Origin of the sequence: Bartonella sp. CL266QHHD, from assembly GCF_042195355.1 — a bacterium.
Taxonomy (GTDB): Bacteria; Pseudomonadota; Alphaproteobacteria; order Rhizobiales; family Rhizobiaceae; genus Bartonella.
Window position 1 is genome coordinate 1 of sequence record NZ_JBHIOD010000065.1, and the last position, 21,349, is coordinate 21,349.

Here is a 21,349-nt window from a genome sequence, read left to right on the forward strand (position 1 = left end):
CTCAGACAATCTCAGACAATCTCAGACAATCTCAGACAATCTCAGACAATCTCAGACAATCTCAGACAATCATGTGAAAGGCTTTTGAAAAAAATTTCCTCATCGAAAATTTTTACAAGGTATTTTTTTAGATTATATTCTGTTTTCCACCTAAAATGATGATTTTACCAGCTGAAACCAAAGAAAAATGCATGATCGCCTTGCATGCTGTGTCAGCTTTCCCCAAAAGGACAAAGCCACCCCCACCGGTCTTTAAATAATGCCAATCGATAAACAACAGTCTGTTAACAATCTGGCTTCTTATCTAACGGATTTGACTCAGCTTCCCCTTTCAAAGGCATCCTTGTAATGCAACCTTGTAATGCAGCCTTGTCTAGAGTTATTCTACAAAAAAAGCTGTTTTAAGAATACGCACAGACGAAAGGCATCCCATGCATAAAATTTTAACCGCATCTCAAACAATATTATTTTACAACACAATGGGATAAACTATTGTCTTACAGATTTTCTCGTATCACTCTCATTCTGTTTCAAGAAGTTGCCTGATAAGCACAAAATGCCATCTAAGAGAGTTCAATGCCTCACCATGTACTACAACGCATCGCCAACCTGCTGCTCTTGCCAACAGTGCACCCATTTTGAAAACAGTGCGACCATTTTGAAAACAAAGAGCCCTTTTTTCCTACACGCTTTGCCAAAAAAGAAAGCGCTCCATTTTGCCTTTTCTCGCTTTAAATAAACATATCCGTTGACCTCTTTCCACCACCTAAAAGGACGAAGATTTTAGCCCACATCGGTTTGTAAACAATCCAACTCTTCTGAAAGGATTCCGTCTGCTGCTCACTTATATGATTCACTTGCATAATACTTAACCAAGCAAATCCTTCTCTAAACAATTGCTAATGTATTAAATACTTTAAGCTATCTTACTGATATAACCATCTTCAATAATAGTGTTTTAATGACGGTGTTTTACGGTATAATAGGATAAATTTTACCCATGGGTTTTTTGTCATCGCACAGCAGCGCTTTAAACCCAGCACTTGAAATAATGGATCACGACACCACAAGAGAGAGGCATTTGGGATAAAATCTTTATTCCTCAGTAAAAAACGCCATGAATAAAGAAGGTTTTTTTGTTCTCCCTCTACCTTCAATAATCACTGTCTTGATCCTCTAAAGAACAATAGGCAAACTGACCGTTACACATCCAACAAAGGCAGCACAAAAAATAAAATAATAAAGAGAATTGAGTTTTTTTCTAAAGCGCCTCAAAACTTTCTACACAATATATTCAATAAGACTTTTTTCATAACAAACATTTTAGCATTTTTATCTTTCTCTCACACAGCTTTCATTCTCAGGCTTTGACGGCATAAACCACCGCCATATTGACGGGGCGTGTTTCATCCCCCCCTGTTTTTTGCAACAAGACCTTATGTTCATGCTCTCCCGCAGCCTTCGTTAACCGATCTTTATTGTAAACTTGAGCCAGATTTTTATAATATTCACCGTGATTCATATCCCAAACTAGCTTGTCAAACATTGGATAACTATGCTGGTGGTTACCTGTTGAATCTGTTTTTCCCTCATGGGTATGGGATTGAAAAGACTCTTCTTGTCGGCTTCCCAAGCGACGTCCTTTATCAATTTCTTTTCCACTATCGAGCCCCCGTAAAAACATTCCACGCAAATCGGGAACATTGAATGTTGTTCTCCCGTCTCCTTTTCCCCATGTTTCTCCCAGAACAGCAAAGAGATTGGCATAGTTCCTTCGCGAATATTCTTTACCATCACACAGTAACCATCCAGAGGGTATTTTTTCTGTAGCAAAAGTCCCGATAAATCCAGAAGAAAACGTTTCCGGTAAAGGAGGAAAGGGCGGAATTTCAGGAAGTTTTATAGTAGGATTGGTTAAAAACCAGCCATCAGCATTTTTTCCGGCAATATCACGCGTATAGACGACTTCATAAAGCCCCCCTTTTTGAATTTCCCCGCCCTTTAAAGGCATAATACCCTCTGGCGTTGCCATATAAGTTGGTCTTGGCGGCAATTGATTTAAAGAAATATTTGTTATTCCTCTGTTGACGCCTTGTGCTTTAAAGCGCACAACAATGCCATCCATATAAGTCTCAAAAAAAGACTTTGTTGCCAAACGAAGTGATGTCCTCTCGTTCTTCACATCGACAGTAAACTGTGTTTCAATCACGCCCCCATTATCCAACAAATATTCTTTGATGCGTTGCATCATAGCGCGAGCACTATCATTGACTGTGCTTGGCGGTTGCCCTTCTGCCCAGTTTATATTCTCGTCGACATAAGCATTTTCTGATGCAACAATTGACCAATCATAAATCGAACTCATAGAAGATACTCTTTATTCAAAAAGGGAAAACGAGCAAAAAATGAAGAAAAGAAAGCCGCAATTTTATTTTTAGATGCCGGTATTTTCTCCTCTTTCATTTTCTCCATTTTCAGGCCTATTTTGTCATAATCAACATGCAATAATTTTGTTTTCGCATTGACATAAACAGCTTCAGGGTTCACACGCAACACGTCTTGCGCCATAACGCCCTGATAACGTTGTGGATTTCCCTTATAATTAAAGGTATAAAGTGGATATCCCTTTTTCTGCCCCACCGGGATAATATTTTCTTTTGCTCTCACATCACAAAGCCCTAAAATTCCTCCGACCAATCCAAGTACTTGCTGCGCATCACGCAATGGATCTTTTGTCACAGAAGGCATTGTCGTGGATTTTCCTGAAGTCGTTCCGTAATTTCCAGCAGCCTGTGTCCCTACCTGTAACAAGCTTTGCAATCGGTTCCAATCTTGATTATCTTTTTCTGACCATTTTTGGCGTTCAGCATCTAAGACATTTTGGCGGTTTATATCTTGAATCATGCCCCCTTTCAAAGCATTGCTTTGCACGTTACTCTGTCCTTGATAATAGCTATTTGCCGCATTAACTTGATCATTCTGAGAGCGATCAATCATCTGGTTTGCATTCATCATATTGTTAATATCTTGATTATATTGCTGTGCTGCAGCATTTGTTGCCAAGGCGCCTAACTCATCGGCCAGCACACCAGTATGAGCCCCAGAGCCATAACGTCCTGCTCCCGACATCGATTGATTAATTGCATCGGACGTTTTATTCAGAGCATTTTGCAATGCAGTATTAAATTTACTATTGCTTCCAATCCAGCTTCCCTTAGCCATACCGGAAAGATTTGTAGCGCTGTTGGTTGGTGCATTCAACCATTGCGTTACCGTTGGATTGTTATAGAGCCCTGCTGCTTGTTGTAAACCGGTCAGCGCATTTTTTGTCATATTGCTAAGACCAGCGACTCTGTCTCCCTGATAAACGTTTCCGCCAATTCCTTTATTATAAAGTCCAAGTGCATCAGCACTGGCTTGTTTAAGAATATCAGCCGCCCAAGCAGGTGGAGCATTTGTTTGTGTTGTTGTCTGCACTTGAGGTGTGGTTTTTCTACTCATGGGTTCAAAACCTTTCTATATTGAATAAGATTACGAGAATATCCGTGATGAGCGAGCTTTTTCGCCCATCCAGTTCTTCCAAACATGTGCATTTCTTCAGCATTAATTGTTCGCGCCCATTTTTCGACTTCATCAATCAATTTGACCAATTTCAGCCCTCCCTCTCCAGCAAGATCAGAGAGAACGACGCATTTTTTTCCCGTATGGGTTATTTCAACTTTGGTAATTGCAAAAGCACTAAATTGGATTTTATTTTTTAAGACCAGCCACAATTGTGCTTGTCCTGTAGCGATTTCTTCAGCAATTTTTTCCAGACAAACATCATCCGGAAAGCGCTGAACATATTTTTTCAATGCAGCATTGAGAGCCTCTTGATAGGGAGCTATTTTTTCCCATGGCCACTGCTCTGTCAGATGAGCAGAATATAAATCTTGACTCTCTTGTATCATAATTTTAGCTCTTTTAGCTTTGTCACTCATCTCCCCTCAAATAACATCCCCCTACGCATTTCACGCATTCCATGCCCCCCGCACAATAAAAGAAAAAAAGCCCCATTATCCCTTTGTCACAACAAAGAGGGAACTTTTTTCTTTATAAAAATAAACCATGGTGCAGCCTATTTTCCTTTATCGCAGAAAAGCATGAAACATAACGCACCACCTTGTTCTTCATATTATAAAGACACAGCTTATCGCATTGTGCCTTTATTTATAAAGGCTTGGGAAGTCTATGGGGCATTTGTTCTTTAATAATAGAGGTTTGAGCCTATCGCATGATATTACAAAAGGGCATGCCTATCGCATGCCGGCCCGCGTCAATTCCACATCAAATCCAGTGACATGAGTCCAATTCACCCCTTCAGGAATACGCAATTTAAAGCGATAAAACCGTGCCCTTGCACGACAGTGAATTTGTCCAGTATTATAAGAGGGCTGTTTTTCTGGCAACCAAACAGTTTCCTCTTCAAGAGATTGTCGAAAGCGCATTCCCACAGACAAATAAAACTTTCCACTATTGACTTGAGGCATAATATTTTTCACCCGTGTTATCATGCCATTTGTCTGCCCCATTTCTTGTGATGTCACGACACAAGCCATAGGACCCCCAGAAAACGAACCCAGTCTCCCCTGTTGATCAAATGCCCCCAGAATAGGCGATTCATTTTTCCAAGCTTTACTATCGAGAGAAAAGGACAAATCGTCAATATTCTTAGTCACAAAATCAAGACCTTCTAGGGTTGTTCCTGCTAAGAAAATAGGCAATATCATTTTGATATCGACGAGAGCTTTTGTCCATTTTTGCAATCCCCAATCATAAATGAGCAAGATACGTTTATGAAGGTTCTCATCAGAATCAACCATCCAATAAACACGATTATACACCCCATCGATAGCAGCAGACAGAGTGTACAGATTATCCTTCCTTGATTTTGCGGTCATCGTTCGATCGACTTTTTCGAACCCAATGGGTATAATCTGTCCCTCATTTGTTATTTGATAAAACCCGCCCTCATCGGCAAAGAATGCTAAATCACCTCTACAAACAATTGATTCAGCATTTTTTGCGCCTCGTTTATCGTGGATTTTTTGGAAACTAAAAATAATCTTAGAGCCAGGGATAAAAGAACCAGCATAGATTGCAGAACGCATAAAGATAATTGGATTTGTTGTCTCGGTTGCCCCTTGGACGAATCCGCCATCAGGAAAATCTTGATAATCACAACTTTTTTTTCCCACGGTCCAAAATTCAGCATCATTTAATCCAGACCAATGAACCCGTCTTGGATACTCAGTTAATTTCATCAAACAAACGAAATCTCCCCAGATTCGAACAATCCCTGCCTGTGGTGGATTTCCTCCTAAATTTCTAAATGTTTTATCATGATTAATATCAATCACTTGTGGTTTATCATTGGCATTCACAGCAATGATAAAATCACCAAACAAAGCAAAAGACCACGGAGCATCAACATTAGCCAGATAAGATTTTCCTTTTTGGCTAATATCTTTCCAGTTCATTGTTGTATTATCAAGTAAGTAGATTTTATCTCTTGTCCCGACAATAATAGAAACCCCATTTTTTGTTTTAACCGCAAGAGTGCCTAAGATTGGCTCCGGACAAGGCTCTGATAAAGGTTCAAAACTTGGCATAGGGATATAGGAGCCATCCGCCGGGAGCACATTAACAAGTTCATCGGTAAAAATTCCATTGATATCCGCCACATCGGGTCGATAATCAGCGATTGGGAAAAAAGCCATCAAGACCCCCATAAAATCTTTGAAGAGCCCAGTGCCATTCAAAACACCAAGGCTTATTGATAAAAAACCACAAAAGCCCTTAAAACTCTAAAGGCATAAAATTCAACAAAATAAACAACCTTAGATTGTTTAAAGCACCAAAAAAACGATACCATAAATAATGGCCACCCTAACGCCATCCACCAGCCCTTCACCATCAACACCCAACGCGCAAATCCAGCCATAAGTGACAAACCAGCCATCAGTGCCAAACCAACCTTCAACGCCAGCCATAAACGATTTGAAATGAACTTTTTAAAAACGCATTGGGCGAATCTTTGAAGAACCTTTTCGGCGCGATGTTTCAATGCGCAAAGCTTGAAGCTGTTCTTGAAAATCTCTGAAAGAAACGGCGGCATATTCAGGATCTTTAAGGATATTTTTATAAAGTTCATATTTTGCCCGTGCTTTAATAAGATCAAAAGCATAAATCAACCAAGGGTTATCATCCTCTTTCAGCTGTTCATCAGCAAAATGAACAGGAGCATAAGAAAGCTGTACAGTTTCCACATGTTCTGGTGTTGGAAAGAGTCCTATTTTTTGATCAAGGTACGTATAAAAGAATGGCGTTCCTAGCGCAGGATGCATACCATATTGTTGATGCAACACTTCCAAGGGCTTAAAGAACAACTTTGTTGGTGTTGCATTCTTTGTTACTAAAAAGACGCCCTCCAAACTCTTTTCTGCTTCAATAAAAACCCCCTCTTCTTGCCCATACCATGTTTTACCACTCTGTGTTTTAAACGTCCTTTCTCTTTTTTCATTAAAGAAAAAGGGTTCGCGTTCACACAAACGCAAAGCCGTAAAAATTGAATCTTGAATTTGCAGGGAATATTCCGCTGTTGTATCATCAATTTCATCTTGAATAAGCGCGACCATATAAGCAAAAGTTTTAGAATGGTCTGAATGTGTAAGGTTTAGATTTTGGGGATCAGAGGATAAAGTGGTCATAAGCCTGTCCTTGTTTCTGGAAGCATTTTAAATTTTTCCCCCAACAGATCCCTCTTGTTGGGGGAAGAGAGCAAACATTCGCTTTAAGCGGGTGCTCCATAAGTTGGGATGACAATAGTGCCAAAATCCTGACCCCCTTGCGTACTCCCTGGCAAGGTAAAGCAAGTTTTTTTCATACCAATAATGGTTTTTGCCGCAACCCCGAATTCTCTTTCATAGTCGAAGAGTTCTTCCACCAATTTATAGCGTGTCGCCCCTCGATCTTTACCAAAAGCAATCACAGCACTCTGCGCACCAAGCAGAACAGCCCGCCGCACATTTGGCACAGCTTTGTTAGCGGTTCCAGCTTCGACCCCTTCGGTAATATGTTCAGCTTCGCGCAAAACCACACCATTATACATGCCCAAAGACCCATCATAGAGTGGATTTTTGATACGACTTCCACTATAGATTGCCTTAGTAATGTCGAGCCATTGCCCCGCATCAGTATTGGTTCGCAATTGTGTCACTTGGGTTGGATGAAGATAAAGCACATAAACATTTTCCCCATCGATCCGCACGGGTCTAATTTTAGGATTTGCCAATTTAGCCCGTTCAACCGCTTTATCAATCAAGCTGAGATCAAAAACATCGTCTTCTTTTAAGTCCTCATCTTTTGCTTTATCGTTAGGACGTACCACGCGTTTATTGGTTGGTGCCGTTGGCGCATTAAACCCATAATGAACAGGTTTAAGGGTAATCGTGCGTCCTTCAAAGTTAATTGTTTTTGCGGTATAACCACACACTTGAATGAAGAACATCATACTCAGACGATCTGCATACCAATCAACCAAACCATTTTTTGCCTCGGTGCGCAAATCATGGAGAATTCGTTGTTGATCAATCGTTCCCTCATTTTTGACACGCACAGCATGAACGAGTTCATTAATTGCCAAGCGATCATTGAGAAACTGTAAAGCTTCTTCATTGCCTTCCAATGTCTGCCCTTCGCTCACCCCATCGCCTAGCAACTGCACACGCAAATTAAAGCTAATAGCATCCCCACTTGCTTTTGTGGTTTCATCTTTTAATTGTACGATACTGTTTGAATCATTTCCAATCAACGGTGCAATTGGAAGTGCTTTTGAGACTTCTTGGTTTAGTAATTTAGACCATGTGCGCACTGCCATTGGGTCATTAAGTCCGATATAAGTTACAGTCATTTTGTCCTCTAAAAGTTTTATTGACATAAAAAACCCGGCAAAGCGCCGGTTGTTAAAACACCACATTTCATTTCAAATGGTGAATAGGTTGTTTGTGAGTTTTATCTAATTTCTGTTAGCGTCTGCCTCCCCCTTATAAGAGCTCTCCTCACCACATCCGTGCTGTGAGAAATCCCCCCGCATTCTTCTGCGCCAAAAGCCTCTTAACATTCCCGCAAAAAACACTCCCCCCGCATTCTTCTGCGCCAAAAGTCTCTTAACGTTCCCGCAAAAAACACTCTCCCGCATTCTCCTGCGCCAAAAGCCTCTTAACGTTCCCGCAAAAAACACTCCCCCGCATTCTCCTGCGCTAAAAGCCTCTTAACATTCCCGCAAAAAACACTCCCCCCGCATTCTTCTGCGCCAAAAGTCTCTTAACGTTCCCGCAAAAAACACTCTCCCGCATTCTCCTGCGCCAAAAGCCTCTTAACGTTCCCGCAAAAAACACTCCCCCGCATTCTCCTGCGCTAAAAGCCTCTTAACATTCCCGCAAAAAACACTCCCCCCGCATTCTTCTGCGCCAAAAGTCTCTTAACGTTCCCGCAAAAAACACTCTCCCGCATTCTCCTGCGCCAAAAGCCTCTTAACATTCCCGCAAAAAACACTCCCCCGCATTCTTCTGCGCTAAAAGCCTCTTAACATTCCCGCAAAAAACACTCCCGCATTCTCCTGCGCCAAAAGCCTCTTAACGTTCCCGAAAAAAACACCTGCCACATTCTTGTTTTTAAAATTCTCTTCCCCCCATTAAACGATTAAAAGCGGCTTTATTTTTAGGATCAGAAACCCAAGCGCTAAACTCTGCTTCTGACATTTTATCAAGCATATCCAAAGAAATCGGCCCATTTGGCGTCAAGCCGTTATAAGCAGCAAGAGTACGTGCAGAATTGTGTCTTTCCTGTAAATTTTCACCCATGTTATTGGGAACATTTGTGTAGCCAATTTTTTGTGCAATAGAGTAAATCACTTCAGCCGGATTTTGATTTTTTTGCGCACAATCGCGCAAGATCTGCTTCAACTCATCACCAATCAACGCATCAATATTTTTGGGATCGGCCATCTCAGGATAGAGCGAAGCACAAGCTGCCAATTGTTTAGCCCGTGTTTCATAAATAAAATCAGCTGCTTGATCAAAATCATGATGCTTTTGTTTAACACTGGCAACAGACTGCTGAAAAAACGCATGCAACTGTTCTGCTTCGCGAGCCAGAGAAGGTTGTTGTTTTTCATGTACAAGCCCTTGTTTTTGGAGTGTTTTTCCCAACCATTGCATATAGCCCATAAAGTCTTTTTGCGGATCTGGCGCAGCATCTTCGCCCCCTTGAACCTCTTTTCCAGCCTTTTGCGAAGAGTCCTGTTGTTGAAGCATTTGCCCTTGAAAATTATCTTCAAGAGTTTTTTCTTCTCTTCCAATTTCACCATTTTCTCCCTCTTGTGTTGAGACCAGAAAATCTTGTTTCAATTGGTTTTGTTCTGCCGGCGTTAAGTGTTCTTGATCCATGACATTAGCCTTCTCTTTTTTTTAACAATAAAATAAAATTTTTCAGATAAAACAGCCCCATAAGCACTTATCCCCTCAATGCTCTCTCATCATTTAGCATCAGCATTCCCCACCATGTTCACCCACATGACGGCAAGACTCCCTCTCTACCTTGCGTTCCCCCAACAACACTGCCCTACAAAACAGTTCTTTTAAGAAAAGGGAGCCCATGCACTACAAAAATCGATAAGCCCATTCTGCACCCACCATCCCCACCATGTTCACCCCACATGACAGCAAAACTCCCTCTCTACCCTGCTTTTCCCAACAACACTGCCCTATAAAACAGGTCTTTTAAGAAAAGGGAGCCCATGCACTACGAAAATCGATAAGCCCATTCTGCGCCCACCATTCCCCACCATGTTCACCCCACATGACGGCAAGACTCCCTCTCCACCCTACTTTTCCCAACAACACTGCCCTATAAAACAGGTCTTTTAAGAAAAGGGAGCCCATGCACTACGAAAATCGATAAGCAATTTATGATATATGGCGTTTATCAGAAGTCACGCATGACAAAGTGTCCTATTGTTGAGCCTTTGCTGTCTGCAACATCTGCATTATCTGCTCTGTCCCCACATTATCCCCCATCTGCGCTGAGGCATTTTGCTCTTCTTGAAAAGAGTTTTGCGCCTTTATCGCAATTTTATGAATAAGTGAAGCTGGTAAAGGCGAATAGCGTAAGAGATCGAGCATAATCTCAGGCGTTGTAAAATTTTGCATCAAAGGCAGCAATTGCATGATCAGTGCAAAAGTACGCTCTTTTTCATTAAGACTTGTTGGCGCATCATCCACGACAATATCATATTCCAAACTTGTCACCATTTCGCGTGTCAGCGGCACATACTGGGCATTTTCATCACCAGCAATACGCACCAACCGCCCATCGGACAGATAATTTTGAATAAGATAGAGAATAATTTTTCCCTGTCGTTGCCGATATCGACGCAACCCATCAAAAAAGGAAGCCAAAAGATTAAGTGACGATTGTCGCCGTTGTTGCTCAAGAATGCCAGGCTGATTGACAGCTCGCGTCCCAATAAATTCAGAAGACAACCCCGTCACCTGTTCGAGAGCACTCTTTGCTTCATTAAACAATTGGAAAAACCCTTGCGGAAATTGTGCCATGGGTTTAGGCTGGATTCTTCCCCCAGACACCGCCCCACTTTTCAACCAAGTAATACTATCGGCTCTAGCCCAACTCTCGAGGGCTTGTCGATCATCATCAAAAGCATCGCGCTCTGCCATAATTCCGCCTTTTGATTGGCTATTGAGCAAATGCATCACTTGACTAAAATATTTGTTTGCCCACCGTTGCGGATCTTTTGTAGGGCGCACAATTCCATAAAATTGCCGGCTTAACTTATCAAAAGTACCGGTAATACACTCCCATCCCAATTGATTGGGTGGAACCAAAGGCTTATCAGGCGCTTCAAGCAGCTTTCTACCTAAAAATGCCCGTTTGACAATTTTTCTGTTCAACCTTGTTGCTTGAACATGAGGAAAGGTTTTGCTTAAATTTTGGAAATCCTGCTCTGAATAATCGACAAACTTTCCACTTAGAGGCTCGAGAACTTTATAAACCACCTCGCGTTCAAACCAGCGACATTCTACCAATGTCACCATTTTAGGACGTTGATAGCCACTCCCCTCTTCTCCTTGATACCCCCTCTCGGACTGATAACTTTGTGTCATCCCATCGCTGGTTGAATGTAAAAAACTCTGATGTTTAACCCAATCAGCATTAAGGTCACTCCAATGAACATGGGGAAACATTTCCTGCGCCACAGCAAGGGGTTTTTCATCAATATACCATAAGCGTTGTGCATCAATAAGATTAGACTTAACAGCACTTGCATCCCACACCATTTTCATCGGGTCTAAACGTGCAATGATTGGTTTTCCTTGCGGATCTTGTTCATAATCAAGGCGTGTATCTGTCCAGCCCATTCCGCAAATAATTGCATCTTGAAAGGCATCGGAATCTTCGTATTCCCCGTCAGCTTCATCACGAAACCACTCAGCCGCCCCTGTCAAAATCTGGTTTGCAAAGGCAGCCCCTTCTTGTCGTGGAATAAATTGCACTTGTCTTTTATTATTGCGCTCAGCCCCAATCACGGCATTAATTAAAGGCGCAATACGGTTAAAAGTCATAACCGGTCTGTTTTGTTCGTGCAAGACAGCCAAGTCTTGCTCATTCCATTGCCGTCCATTATAAAAATCGTAATCTTCTTGGGCATTTTTTCGCCATTTTTCGACATGATCAATATCATCCTGATACCAACCCACGAGTTTTTTAAAGAGAGCTTGATTTTCAAGCGTTTCGATTTGATTAAAAGAAGAATCTGTAGAACTATTCATTAAAAAGCCATCCATGAAGTTTGAGAATGGTGAAACGAGCGATAAGGTTTTTTTCGCGCTCTAGCATTTGGCTGTTCATAAGCCACACACATCAGTCCAAAGGCATCGGCCCCATGGCTTGCCCAATCATGTTCAGCGCCTAGTCCGATATTGCGCTGTTCGTCGCGCTTTTCATGATACCAAGCAAGCGCTTTTCTGCCCGCACATGTCGTTTCACGATTAAACCATAGTGCAGGAAACAACCGCCTTACGGCTTCGATACGCATTTTCACAGCGCCTGTTCCTTGGTTAGGAATTATTTTGGTTTGAAAACCGGCTTGTTGAAGAGCACTTTCAAAACTCACATTATAGACACGATCTTTTGTTGCGCCATCATGAGGCAAAACCATAAGAGCCTTTTCATATCCCCTTTGAAAGACCCACCCCACATGTTCTGAGAGAGGTTGACCTTGGGCTTCATAATAATCGAGCACTCGGATTTCCCGTCCAACAAACTGCGCGACCCACAATGCGGTAGCATCAGCCTTTGCGCCTGTTCCCCCGATATCCCAAAAGATTCTCACCTGCATCAAAGGATCACGTGGAACAGTGGTAATCCGCCCTTCCATTTCGGCTTCGAGAAGACATTTCTGATAATAAGCCCCTTGGACAGCTTGGAGATATTCGCCTTCCCAAATATGGTTATACTGCTCTGGTCTTTGCTGCAAATCGTCCATTCGATCACGATTGAGTTTTTCAGGAAATTGCGGATTATCACGCCAATTGATTTCCACCCCTTTGATATGAGGATTATCGACATTTCGGAAACGTTTTTCCACGGCTGCATTTTCATGGCACGGGTTCCATGTGACCCATAATTCTGCATTCCAATCTTTTCCTTCTTCGCGCAAAGTTGGAATAAGTGTTTGCCAAGCAGTCTCAGTCACGGGCTCGGCTTCATCGACCCAACAAAGGAAAACGCGCCCCATTGATTTAATACTTGCGATATTGCGATCAAGCCCAGCAAACACATAGACAATCCGTCCATCTTTTGACTTAATATATTTATCGCCGATTTCATAATAGTCTTGTAAAAAAGGATAAGCTTCGATAGCGCGTTTAATTTCTTCCAAAGAACTTTCATTAAGAGAATTTTGAAATTGCCGTGCACAAAGAATAATACCGCGTTCTCCAGCCATTCCATGGCGATATCCCACAACAGCCGACATCAAAGCAAAAGAACGTGTTTTTCCAGAGCCCCGTCCTCCCCAAGCGGCTCGCACATCGGCATTTCCAGTAAAAACAGGAATAAGCTTTGGAATAAGAGCCACTTGAGCCGTATTCTGCTCAATTTTTTGAGAAATTTTCTGAACAGTTGTCATTATAAATTTTCATATTTTAGCAATAATTGCGCTTCACTCTTTTGCTTATCCCAAGTTTAATTATCCCAGAGCAATTGAAGGAAAAGAGTAATTGAGCGAAAAGAGCAATTGAACGAAAAACGCCCTTCTCAAAAGCAGCGCTTTACCTTCCTTCATCCTAATATTCAATAAATTTCACTTTTTTGCATGAGATCCCCTTGACCACACCTATGCGCCCCAAAGTCCCTATCCCCCAAAGATCATTATCTCCAAGGGGTCCCTATTTTCCCCCATCACCGCCCCTCAAACACCGCGCCTGTCATCCCCCAACCACAAGCACGGTATCCCCCACCCAAATCATAGCCTCAGCACATAGCTCTCGGGCATATCCAAAGCCCAATATCCTCCAATATCATGCCCTCTCAAGCATCACCAATCCTCACACTTGTCTATCCCCCAAGATACCCCCACCAAAACACATGTATCCCGCAAGCATAACACTTCTCTCAAGTTTCATGCCCTCACCTATCAAAACACTGTTCCATATCCACCACACAAATACCCTGCACCAAATCCCCTCCAGCACACGGGCCCTTACGGCATCATTCACCAAAGCCCCTTCCAGTATCACGAGCGCCCACAAGCACGATAGCCTCCGCTTCAATTCCCTCAAGATAGGCAATCACCAAAGCAGCCCCCTTCCAAGACATCACCCCACATCACCCACCTCAGCCTAACATTTTTCAATATCACAATCCTCAGTTATCGAAGTATCACACTTCTCCGGTTCGCTATTTTTTGCATTCACTGGTACAATCTCAATACGCGAAACTGTTTTTGATATCTCCACACCTTCAATAACGAGAAAAGACCAAACCTTCACAAAAATCCAAAACAGTAGATAACATCACGCCCCCTAAGCATTGTACCTCTCGAGTATCACCTCTTCAGCACACGCCCCTCTGTCATCGCCCATAAAATCCGGTGTCTCCACGTAGGAAGCCCAAATATCTCCCACCAAAATATTCTGCTCTCCAGTAAATGCCCAAACATCACAGCGCCTTCTTCAAGCCTCAGTTATCGAAGTATCACACTTCTCCGGTTCACTATTTTTTGCATTCACTGGTACAATCTCAATACGCGAAACTGTTTTTGATATCTCCACACCTTCAATAACGAGAAAAGCCCAAATCTTCACAAAAATCCAAAACAGTAGATAACATCACGCCCCCTAAGCATTGTACCTCTCGAGTATCACCTCTTCAGCACACGCCCCTCTGTCATCGCCCATAAAATCCGGCGTCTCCACGTAGGAAGCCCAAATATCTCCCACCAAAATATTCTGCTCTCCAGTAAATGCCCAAACATCACAGCGCCTTCTTCAAGCCTCAGTTATCGAAGTATCACACTTCTCCGGTTCACTATTTTTTGCATTCACTGGTACAATCTCAATACGCGAAACTGTTTTAACCTGCCCTTCTCCAGCCCCCTGAAGAGGCAACACTTTTGCCAGCAGCGAAAAAAACGGTACAGGATTATTGAGAGCATGATACTGAAGATAAGACACCAACCCATCTTCACCATAGTGATATCCAGCCTGCTCCGCCGCTGTCAAAAGAGCTTCATTAAATCGCTTTGTTGTTTTATTTAAAGCCCCTTTTTTCCGCCCTCTTCGACGTAAGGGAAGACAATGTTCATCTACCATCATCATGTTCCTTCCAACTAAAGAGAAACCAAAACCTCAAACACAAAAAATGACATAAAAATCAGCAACAAAATTTGCCAAGCATTCAACAATTAAAAAATGGGACACACCCAAAAAGATAAGAGCCCACATAAAGCCCAAATCCTCCGCATAATTTTACAGATTCACATTTTTACGCTTTTACATCATTACAGAACGCAGCCAAATGAAACGCTCAAATCACTACCCCGCACCGTTCTGTAAACACGGGTCTGTCAACAAGCTGATTTCTCGTCTATCAGATTTCCCTGCTGATTATTTCATATGGCTATCCCACACTTCAAAGAATGGTGTTTCATCAAACACGCCAGATAAGCTCTGATCTACAATTCGACTTCAAAAAGCAAATTTTCCTCTGCTGAATAAAGCTTCCACCCCGCACTGGTTTTAAACTATCATCCAACCTCTTACCCAATAAATTCCCCTACTAACATCAGATTACCGCCCCCAAACATCCCTATTTTACAGTATAACAGACTAAAAAATATTTTAATTTTCTTGCCAATCTTCTGAAATTACTTTACTAATGAGGCAATTTTGGTCGTCTACGCAACAACCAAGAGGGGTTAAAAGCCCTAAGTTCAGTACATAAAAATCGATACCACTTTGTGGGTATCTCCCGGATTCCGGGAGCTTTTGCTATGTCCAGGTGCTTGTCAGCACTAAAAGCAAAAGGCTGACTGAACTCAGTACTTTTAACTCCCGGAATACTCATGCGAGGGCGCTCGCAACCGGAGGGGAGCTTGAAGTGCAAACTAAAAATTCACATTTTAATGACATTTCAATAGGTAAAAGAATCCGTTATAGACGACTTTCAATGGGACTTTCTCAAAAGGAGTTAGGAAGCTATTTAGGTGTCAGTTTTCAACAAATCCAGAAATATGAAAAAGGTTTAAATCGTGTAAGCGCGGGGTGTTTGCTCGAAATTGCTAAAAAACTAGAGGTTCCTATGAACTTTTTTTATGCGGACCTTTTAACAGCAGATATTCCCACAAAAGAACATGCCTTACACCACGATCAAGACACATACAGCGAAAAAGAATACGCACTTTTGAAAAACTTTAGAGAGCTCCAGCCGAAAAAACAAAAAGCAATCTTGTGGTTGATTTCTGATTAAGCAAAAGCGCACCCATCAACATCCCTCGCCAATATTCCCCTCTGCCTAAAGCCTTGCCGCCTGATACCACCACATCTCAAAAAACGGTTTAGGCACCGGTTTACGACATCATAGGATAACAAACTTCAAAATAGGATAAAAACACCAAAACCTTGGAAAAACATCCCCACCCCTCTCACAGAATCTTATCAAAAGATCTCTTCTGATTTAAACGCACAATTCCTATTGTATCATTATGATACCTTTTTACATTTACCTTGTCAAGTTTTTATATTTTTCTTTTGATATTTTTGTGTTTTTCTTTAAGGGAGCCACATCCCTCAAAACACTTTTCCTGCAAAATGCCCCTCATACAAAACACAATGTCTAAAACAACAAGAGCTAAAATAGGATTTTTCCTAAATAGGTATCCCTCTAAATAGGATTTCCCCTCTAAATAGGATTTCCCCTCTAAATAGGATTTCATTGTATTGCTCATTCCACCCGCTTACTAAAAAAACACCTCTCAATGCTTCTCACACCCATTTCACGGATATCCCCCATACAAATATAGATGCAACTATAATTGTTAAGCTCCGCATAGAATATAAACGCCCACCACGATTTTTCTCTCTTCACATCTCTTTACACATCAGCTCTGCAATCTGTTCACAGCCATTCCCCACACACTCTTCTCCAGAAAACGCACTTCAACAGCACTCTTCATCCCAACTTTCTCCTCCATTCACGAAGACACTTTCCCCCAATCCTTCTCACCACTCCATACAATAACAATATATTGATTTATAATGATAATTTAGCATTATTTATATTGATTGAGAGTTCCGAATATCGTAAGATTCTCTCATTTCAAATCCCTCCCATGTTGAATCAATCAAAATCATTCGCTTCCACGTTAAAAGCGAGGAGAGCCCGTGTAAAACTATTAAGAAAGGAGTAAAATAGCTCTTATGAACCTTTCCAAGAGCTGTCACAACATTAGGGGCTAGCAAATATAATGATAATACCCAGCTTGCTTCTTCATAAGTGTAAAGATAGGGGTGCTCAATGGATTTATCATTATACCATGACAAAAAACACGCACAATATATAAATCCACAAATCCCTCACTTCACTCTTACAGATTCACATTTTTACGCTTTTACATCTTCACAGAACGCAGCCAAAGGAAACCCCCAAACCACCACGCGACAATTTGATAAAAACAAAACACCTTTCCAACAATCTCAAACAACAGATTTCTGTAAAGAGTTCATATGAATTTGATTGTTTAGATCTGACTATTAGATTGGCATATAGAGCCGTAGAACAGAAAGTAATTTTCTATAAGACAGAAACGATAAAAGCGCTATATAACTGAGACAGAACATGAAAGATTGCAAACAGATAAAACGACATCTTTCTTCGTTACAACACTGAAATTGTAAACGAGACGACGGATAATTGTCATCTGAATATGTAATTTTCACATCTGCAAATTTTTATTGATTAATTTAATCCCAACACTTCCCCTGAAATACATTTCTTCATTATCTACTTCTTTGAGACAAACCGGCAAAGGAGTTTCATCTATTATAAGTGCGAATATAATAACGCGTTACTCCAACCTCATCATAAGAAACCATAGACAAGATACCTGTCTTTATTGGCGTTATTTGATAAGTCAAAATTACACCATTTTGCTGTTTGTTTGGTTGATCTGTATAGATCACGTTATATCCATTCCGTCGCAAGAGATTAATAAATACAGGAGTAAAGTTGTCTTCTGTTTTATTTTTTTTCACAATAAGTGTTGTTGTAGCGGGCGGTAAAGGTTTTTTAAGATTACGAACAAAATCGTTAGCAATTAATTTTATATCATCTTGCGTAATATTTGGACTGACATAACTTGATGAATAATTATTGATAGATGCACAACCAGCCACCAAGACAAGAGGCAACGGAAATAAATATTTTGACATCTTAACTCCCCTATAAATTGTATTCTCTTCTGAGAAGCTCCTACACCAGAAATAAGAGCATCCTTTCAAAGAATAGCCTTAACAACATACTGCTTTACTATCAAGCATTAGTTAATCACTTTCTCGCTTGTTTAAAAAACGACCACCATCTCTCATAGTACTCAAAGCTTATGTTTAAGACACAAAATATATATGTTAAAAGTACGAAAAAACACATGTAAAGCATATAGTATATGTATACTTACTTTCATGGTGTGTTGCATTACATAAACCAACGCACAGCACCCTTCATTTCCCCTCCATTCACGAAGACACTTCCCCCCAATCCTTCTCACCCCTCCATATCATGACAAAAAACACGCACAATATATGAACCCATAAATCCTCCACTTCACTTTTACAGATTCACATTTTTACGCTTCTCCACATTTACAGAACAAAGCCAAGGAAAGGTTCACCACCCCGTACCACTCTATAAACAACGGTCTGTAAAGAATTCAAATGCTTGCCTAGCAAGTTTCCACCACTGACCACTCATTCGTTTCAGATCACCCCCTTCAAAGAGCTGTGTTTTTACCTCATGAATAAGATAATGAGCAAAACCGTCTTTAAAAAAAAAAAGAAACGGCATGGAGATATCAAATATATCAATGGTCGTCATCAACTGTCGTGTTAAGAGGTGTTAACTCTTTATTTTTCTTAATTTTTACAACGCCAATAATTCCCGTGGAAATAATTAATGCGGACATCGCTAAAAAAGAGCTTAACAATCCCACGAGAGCCAAAAGTCCAGCAATAAAGCCAGACATTGCTTCCGCAGAGTTTGCTAAAGTTGAAAAGGTTCCAAAACTCTTACCAAAATCTTCACGACGAGAATATAATTGAATAGCTGAGACTAAACCAATATCCACAAAGGCACCAATAAATCCTAAAACAAATGCTAACACGAGAAGGAATTTTAAATAAATTTCTGCAGCTAAGGGCATAACAAACAGAATAACCCCATAAAGAAGCCAAAATATCATGAGCTTCAACGAAGTAATATTTAATATAATTTTACTATATAACAAACCACCAACAATAGTTCCAACAGCCATGAGAGAAAAAATATAACTCACAAAGCTTTCCTCTCCCCCCACAAAAAGAACAAAAGCTGGAATTAAAAATCTTAAAATTGCACCCGTAAAGAGAATAGCAAACGACGATCCAACGAGCGTAATAAATAAATTATTATTTTCTGTAGAAATATATTTAAGATATGAAGCTGTTTCTCGATAAATTTTTATAAAATTGAATGATTTATTCTCGCTTGAATTTAAATTCATGAGATTAAATAACATGATAATAGATATAAAATAGGTAAAAAAATCAAAAATGAGTACTGCCGATTTATTTGCTAAAAAAAGCAGTATGGAACAAACCAAAGGGCCAATGACGGCTGCCGTTTCCATGATAATTTGAGCAATGCTATTGGCCTTTGTAAGATCTTTTATTGAAAACATTCTGGGAATAGCAGCTTGAAAACTTGGTTGGAAAATACTTCTTCCTATCGTTGTACATATTGCTGCAAAAATAAGAACAATGATATGTGCCGTACCTGTTATATAAGTTATAAAAACAAACAATGAAGCTAATAATCTAACAACTTCACTTAAGATCATATTTTTCTTCAAAGAAAAATTATCCGCTAACCAACCTCCTATAGGGCCAAAAAAGAGAAAAGGGATAAATCGAAAAAAATACACAAGACCTGTAAAAAAGGTGTTATCTGTTAATTCTAAGACCAGTAAAATAAAAACAACTTCATAAGCATAATCACCAACTTTGGAAATAAAGAGAGAACAAAAAAGAGCTAATGGACTCTTTTTTAAAAACAAATTCATATCAACCATCCGATATTAAACTTTTCTACACTTAAAGTTACACTTCCTTCGATACAATTGGTGATATGAACTTCAGAAGAGTCTTTTATTCTAATAAATCGCTTAATAAGTTAAGTGAAAGTTTTTAAAGAAATACTCCTCTTGATATAAGCATTTACTCTAATATCAAGTAATATATTAATTTTTCTTGCTTATTTGCTTTAAAAAAAGAAAGAATGTAAAAATTATGAGATCACAATCTGCTATATTAGTACACTGACTTCCAGCCCACGTCTCAAAGAATGAAAATTCCCAACCAGCACTAATCTACAATCCCACGCCAAAAAGCAGCTTTCCCCACAAAATAAAGCTTACACCCACCCACTCCTCAAACGACAGCACTTCGTCAGGCTCGACAAATCAAACCCTATCTCCTCGCCATCCTTCACGCATCTCTTTGCAACACCCGCCTTACCCACACTCTCCTCTTATCCATGCGGACTCTCTTCATCCTCCATTCCCCCTTTTTCTCTCCCATCACACACTTAACAACTGAACACCCCTCTTCCTCCCAGCTTCCCCCTCCATTCACGAAAACACTTCCCCCCAATCCTCGCACCACATTCCACGCCCCCAAAAGCCCAAAGTGACCAAAAACACGCACAATATATAAATCCACAAATATATAAATCCATAAGTCCTCCGTTTCACTTTTACGGATATACGTTTTTACGTTTTTACATCTTTACAGAACGAAACCAACGAAAGGTTCACCACCCCGCACCGCTCTATAAACAATAGTCTATAAACGAACCCAGCTTTTTGCCTAGTACCCTTACAGTCTTCAGACACCCCCCCTCAAACGACAACACTTCGTCAGGCTCGACAAATCAAGCCCTATCTCCTCGCCATCCTTCACGCATCTCTTTGCAACACCCGCCTTATCCATACTCTCCTCTTATCCATGCGCACTCTCTTCATCCTCCATTCCCCCTTTTTCTCTCCCATCACACACTTAACAACTGAACACCCCTCTTCCTCTAAACGTCTCCCTCCATTCACGAAGACACTTCCCCCCAATCCTCGCACCACATTCCACGCCCCCAAAAGCCCAAAGTGACCAAAAACACGCACAATATATAAATCCACAAATATATAAATCTATAAGTCCTCCGTTTCACTTTTACGGATATACGTTTTTACATTTTTACATCTTTACAGAACGAAATCAACGAAAGGTTCACCACCCCGCACCGCTCTATAAACAATAGTCTATAAACGAACCCAGCTTTTTGCCTAGTACCCTTACAGTCTTCAGACACCCCACCTCAAACGACAGCACTTCATCAGGCTCAACAAATCAAGCCCTGCCCTCAAATATTCTAGCTCTTCACTCCCCCTAAAAGAGCAGTGTTTTACGGCATAATAGAATAGAAA

Annotated in this window: 19 protein-coding genes; 1 reads left to right on the top strand and 18 read right to left on the bottom strand. The window is 40.8% G+C overall.

Annotated features, from left to right (window positions below):
- Positions 1 to 1,360: 1,360 nt before the first annotated feature.
- The 13 genes from ACFIK7_RS09130 to ACFIK7_RS09190 form a co-directional block, all read right to left on the bottom strand.
- Positions 1,361 to 2,365, bottom strand: coding sequence for a phage tail protein (locus ACFIK7_RS09130; RefSeq protein ID WP_375643519.1), 1,005 nt, complete (start codon positions 2,363 to 2,365; stop codon positions 1,361 to 1,363).
- Positions 2,362 to 3,501: a tail fiber domain-containing protein gene (locus ACFIK7_RS09135; protein WP_375663256.1), complete on the bottom strand. Its 1,140-nt coding sequence runs from the start codon at positions 3,499 to 3,501 to the stop codon at positions 2,362 to 2,364. The genes ACFIK7_RS09130 and ACFIK7_RS09135 overlap by 4 nt, the downstream gene beginning before the upstream one ends.
- Positions 3,498 to 3,980: a hypothetical protein gene (locus ACFIK7_RS09140; protein ID WP_273791308.1), complete on the bottom strand. Its 483-nt coding sequence runs from the start codon at positions 3,978 to 3,980 to the stop codon at positions 3,498 to 3,500. The genes ACFIK7_RS09135 and ACFIK7_RS09140 overlap by 4 nt, the downstream gene beginning before the upstream one ends.
- Before the next feature lie 315 nt (positions 3,981 to 4,295).
- Positions 4,296 to 5,759 (bottom strand): hypothetical protein, encoded by a 1,464-nt coding sequence (locus ACFIK7_RS09145; protein WP_273791307.1) that lies wholly within the window; start codon positions 5,757 to 5,759, stop codon positions 4,296 to 4,298.
- 129 nt (positions 5,760 to 5,888) lie between these two features.
- Positions 5,889 to 6,032: a hypothetical protein gene (locus tag ACFIK7_RS09150; protein ID WP_375663257.1), complete on the bottom strand. Its 144-nt coding sequence runs from the start codon at positions 6,030 to 6,032 to the stop codon at positions 5,889 to 5,891.
- 21 nt (positions 6,033 to 6,053) lie between these two features.
- Complete coding sequence (locus tag ACFIK7_RS09155) at positions 6,054 to 6,749, bottom strand: hypothetical protein (RefSeq protein WP_375663258.1); 696 nt, start codon at positions 6,747 to 6,749, stop codon at positions 6,054 to 6,056.
- Positions 6,750 to 6,832: 83 nt separating this feature from the next.
- Complete coding sequence (locus ACFIK7_RS09160; RefSeq protein ID WP_375663259.1) at positions 6,833 to 7,951, bottom strand: N4-gp56 family major capsid protein; 1,119 nt, start codon at positions 7,949 to 7,951, stop codon at positions 6,833 to 6,835.
- Between the two features lie 763 nt (positions 7,952 to 8,714).
- Complete coding sequence (locus ACFIK7_RS09165; protein ID WP_375637709.1) at positions 8,715 to 9,488, bottom strand: hypothetical protein; 774 nt, start codon at positions 9,486 to 9,488, stop codon at positions 8,715 to 8,717.
- Between the two features lie 564 nt (positions 9,489 to 10,052).
- Positions 10,053 to 11,903 (bottom strand): portal protein, encoded by a 1,851-nt coding sequence (locus tag ACFIK7_RS09170; protein ID WP_375654315.1) that lies wholly within the window; start codon positions 11,901 to 11,903, stop codon positions 10,053 to 10,055.
- Positions 11,888 to 13,249: a PBSX family phage terminase large subunit gene (locus ACFIK7_RS09175; RefSeq protein WP_273791300.1), complete on the bottom strand. Its 1,362-nt coding sequence runs from the start codon at positions 13,247 to 13,249 to the stop codon at positions 11,888 to 11,890. The genes ACFIK7_RS09170 and ACFIK7_RS09175 overlap by 16 nt, the downstream gene beginning before the upstream one ends.
- A gap of 712 nt (positions 13,250 to 13,961) precedes the next feature.
- The gene (locus ACFIK7_RS09180; RefSeq protein WP_375663260.1) at positions 13,962 to 14,111 is read right to left on the bottom strand and encodes a hypothetical protein; all 150 of its coding nucleotides are present in this window, start codon (positions 14,109 to 14,111) and stop codon (positions 13,962 to 13,964) included.
- A 183-nt stretch (positions 14,112 to 14,294) separates the two neighbouring features.
- Positions 14,295 to 14,426: a hypothetical protein gene (locus tag ACFIK7_RS09185; protein ID WP_375663261.1), complete on the bottom strand. Its 132-nt coding sequence runs from the start codon at positions 14,424 to 14,426 to the stop codon at positions 14,295 to 14,297.
- A 183-nt stretch (positions 14,427 to 14,609) separates the two neighbouring features.
- Positions 14,610 to 14,936, bottom strand: a complete 327-nt coding sequence (locus tag ACFIK7_RS09190; protein ID WP_273791298.1) for a hypothetical protein — start codon at positions 14,934 to 14,936, stop codon at positions 14,610 to 14,612.
- 784 nt (positions 14,937 to 15,720) lie between these two features.
- On the opposite strand from ACFIK7_RS09190, the gene ACFIK7_RS09195 reads away from it, so the two are divergent.
- Positions 15,721 to 16,089, top strand: coding sequence for a helix-turn-helix domain-containing protein (locus ACFIK7_RS09195; RefSeq protein ID WP_375663262.1), 369 nt, complete (start codon positions 15,721 to 15,723; stop codon positions 16,087 to 16,089).
- 1,565 nt (positions 16,090 to 17,654) lie between these two features.
- On the opposite strand, the gene ACFIK7_RS09200 is transcribed toward ACFIK7_RS09195, so the two are convergent.
- The 5 genes from ACFIK7_RS09200 to ACFIK7_RS09220 form a co-directional block, all read right to left on the bottom strand.
- Positions 17,655 to 18,050, bottom strand: coding sequence for a hypothetical protein (locus ACFIK7_RS09200; protein ID WP_375637704.1), 396 nt, complete (start codon positions 18,048 to 18,050; stop codon positions 17,655 to 17,657).
- Between the two features lie 472 nt (positions 18,051 to 18,522).
- Positions 18,523 to 18,681, bottom strand: coding sequence for a hypothetical protein (locus ACFIK7_RS09205; protein ID WP_375663263.1), 159 nt, complete (start codon positions 18,679 to 18,681; stop codon positions 18,523 to 18,525).
- 16 nt (positions 18,682 to 18,697) lie between these two features.
- Positions 18,698 to 19,933, bottom strand: a complete 1,236-nt coding sequence (locus ACFIK7_RS09210) for an MFS transporter (RefSeq protein ID WP_375646295.1) — start codon at positions 19,931 to 19,933, stop codon at positions 18,698 to 18,700.
- Positions 19,934 to 20,357: 424 nt separating this feature from the next.
- Complete coding sequence (locus ACFIK7_RS09215; RefSeq protein WP_375663264.1) at positions 20,358 to 20,591, bottom strand: hypothetical protein; 234 nt, start codon at positions 20,589 to 20,591, stop codon at positions 20,358 to 20,360.
- A 236-nt stretch (positions 20,592 to 20,827) separates the two neighbouring features.
- Positions 20,828 to 21,061 (bottom strand): hypothetical protein, encoded by a 234-nt coding sequence (locus ACFIK7_RS09220; protein ID WP_375663265.1) that lies wholly within the window; start codon positions 21,059 to 21,061, stop codon positions 20,828 to 20,830.
- Between the last annotated feature and the right edge of the window lie 288 nt (positions 21,062 to 21,349).

Excerpts from the sequence above, each read along its gene's own strand:
- ACFIK7_RS09130 (WP_375643519.1), bottom strand. The coding sequence starts at position 2,365 with ATGAGTTCGATTTATGATTGGTCAATTGTTGCATCAGAAAATGCTTAT.
- ACFIK7_RS09135 (WP_375663256.1), bottom strand. The coding sequence starts at position 3,501 with ATGAGTAGAAAAACCACACCTCAAGTGCAGACAACAACACAAACAAAT.
- ACFIK7_RS09140 (WP_273791308.1), bottom strand. The coding sequence starts at position 3,980 with ATGAGTGACAAAGCTAAAAGAGCTAAAATTATGATACAAGAGAGTCAA.
- ACFIK7_RS09145 (WP_273791307.1), bottom strand. The coding sequence starts at position 5,759 with ATGGCTTTTTTCCCAATCGCTGATTATCGACCCGATGTGGCGGATATC.
- ACFIK7_RS09150 (WP_375663257.1), bottom strand. The coding sequence starts at position 6,032 with ATGGCTGGCGTTGAAGGTTGGTTTGGCACTGATGGCTGGTTTGTCACT.
- ACFIK7_RS09155 (WP_375663258.1), bottom strand. The coding sequence starts at position 6,749 with ATGACCACTTTATCCTCTGATCCCCAAAATCTAAACCTTACACATTCA.
- ACFIK7_RS09160 (WP_375663259.1), bottom strand. The coding sequence starts at position 7,951 with ATGACTGTAACTTATATCGGACTTAATGACCCAATGGCAGTGCGCACA.
- ACFIK7_RS09165 (WP_375637709.1), bottom strand. The coding sequence starts at position 9,488 with ATGGATCAAGAACACTTAACGCCGGCAGAACAAAACCAATTGAAACAA.
- ACFIK7_RS09170 (WP_375654315.1), bottom strand. The coding sequence starts at position 11,903 with ATGGATGGCTTTTTAATGAATAGTTCTACAGATTCTTCTTTTAATCAA.
- ACFIK7_RS09175 (WP_273791300.1), bottom strand. The coding sequence starts at position 13,249 with ATGACAACTGTTCAGAAAATTTCTCAAAAAATTGAGCAGAATACGGCT.
- ACFIK7_RS09190 (WP_273791298.1), bottom strand. The coding sequence starts at position 14,936 with ATGATGGTAGATGAACATTGTCTTCCCTTACGTCGAAGAGGGCGGAAA.
- ACFIK7_RS09200 (WP_375637704.1), bottom strand. The coding sequence starts at position 18,050 with ATGTCAAAATATTTATTTCCGTTGCCTCTTGTCTTGGTGGCTGGTTGT.
- ACFIK7_RS09205 (WP_375663263.1), bottom strand. The coding sequence starts at position 18,681 with ATGCCGTTTCTTTTTTTTTTTAAAGACGGTTTTGCTCATTATCTTATT.
- ACFIK7_RS09210 (WP_375646295.1), bottom strand. The coding sequence starts at position 19,933 with ATGAATTTGTTTTTAAAAAAGAGTCCATTAGCTCTTTTTTGTTCTCTC.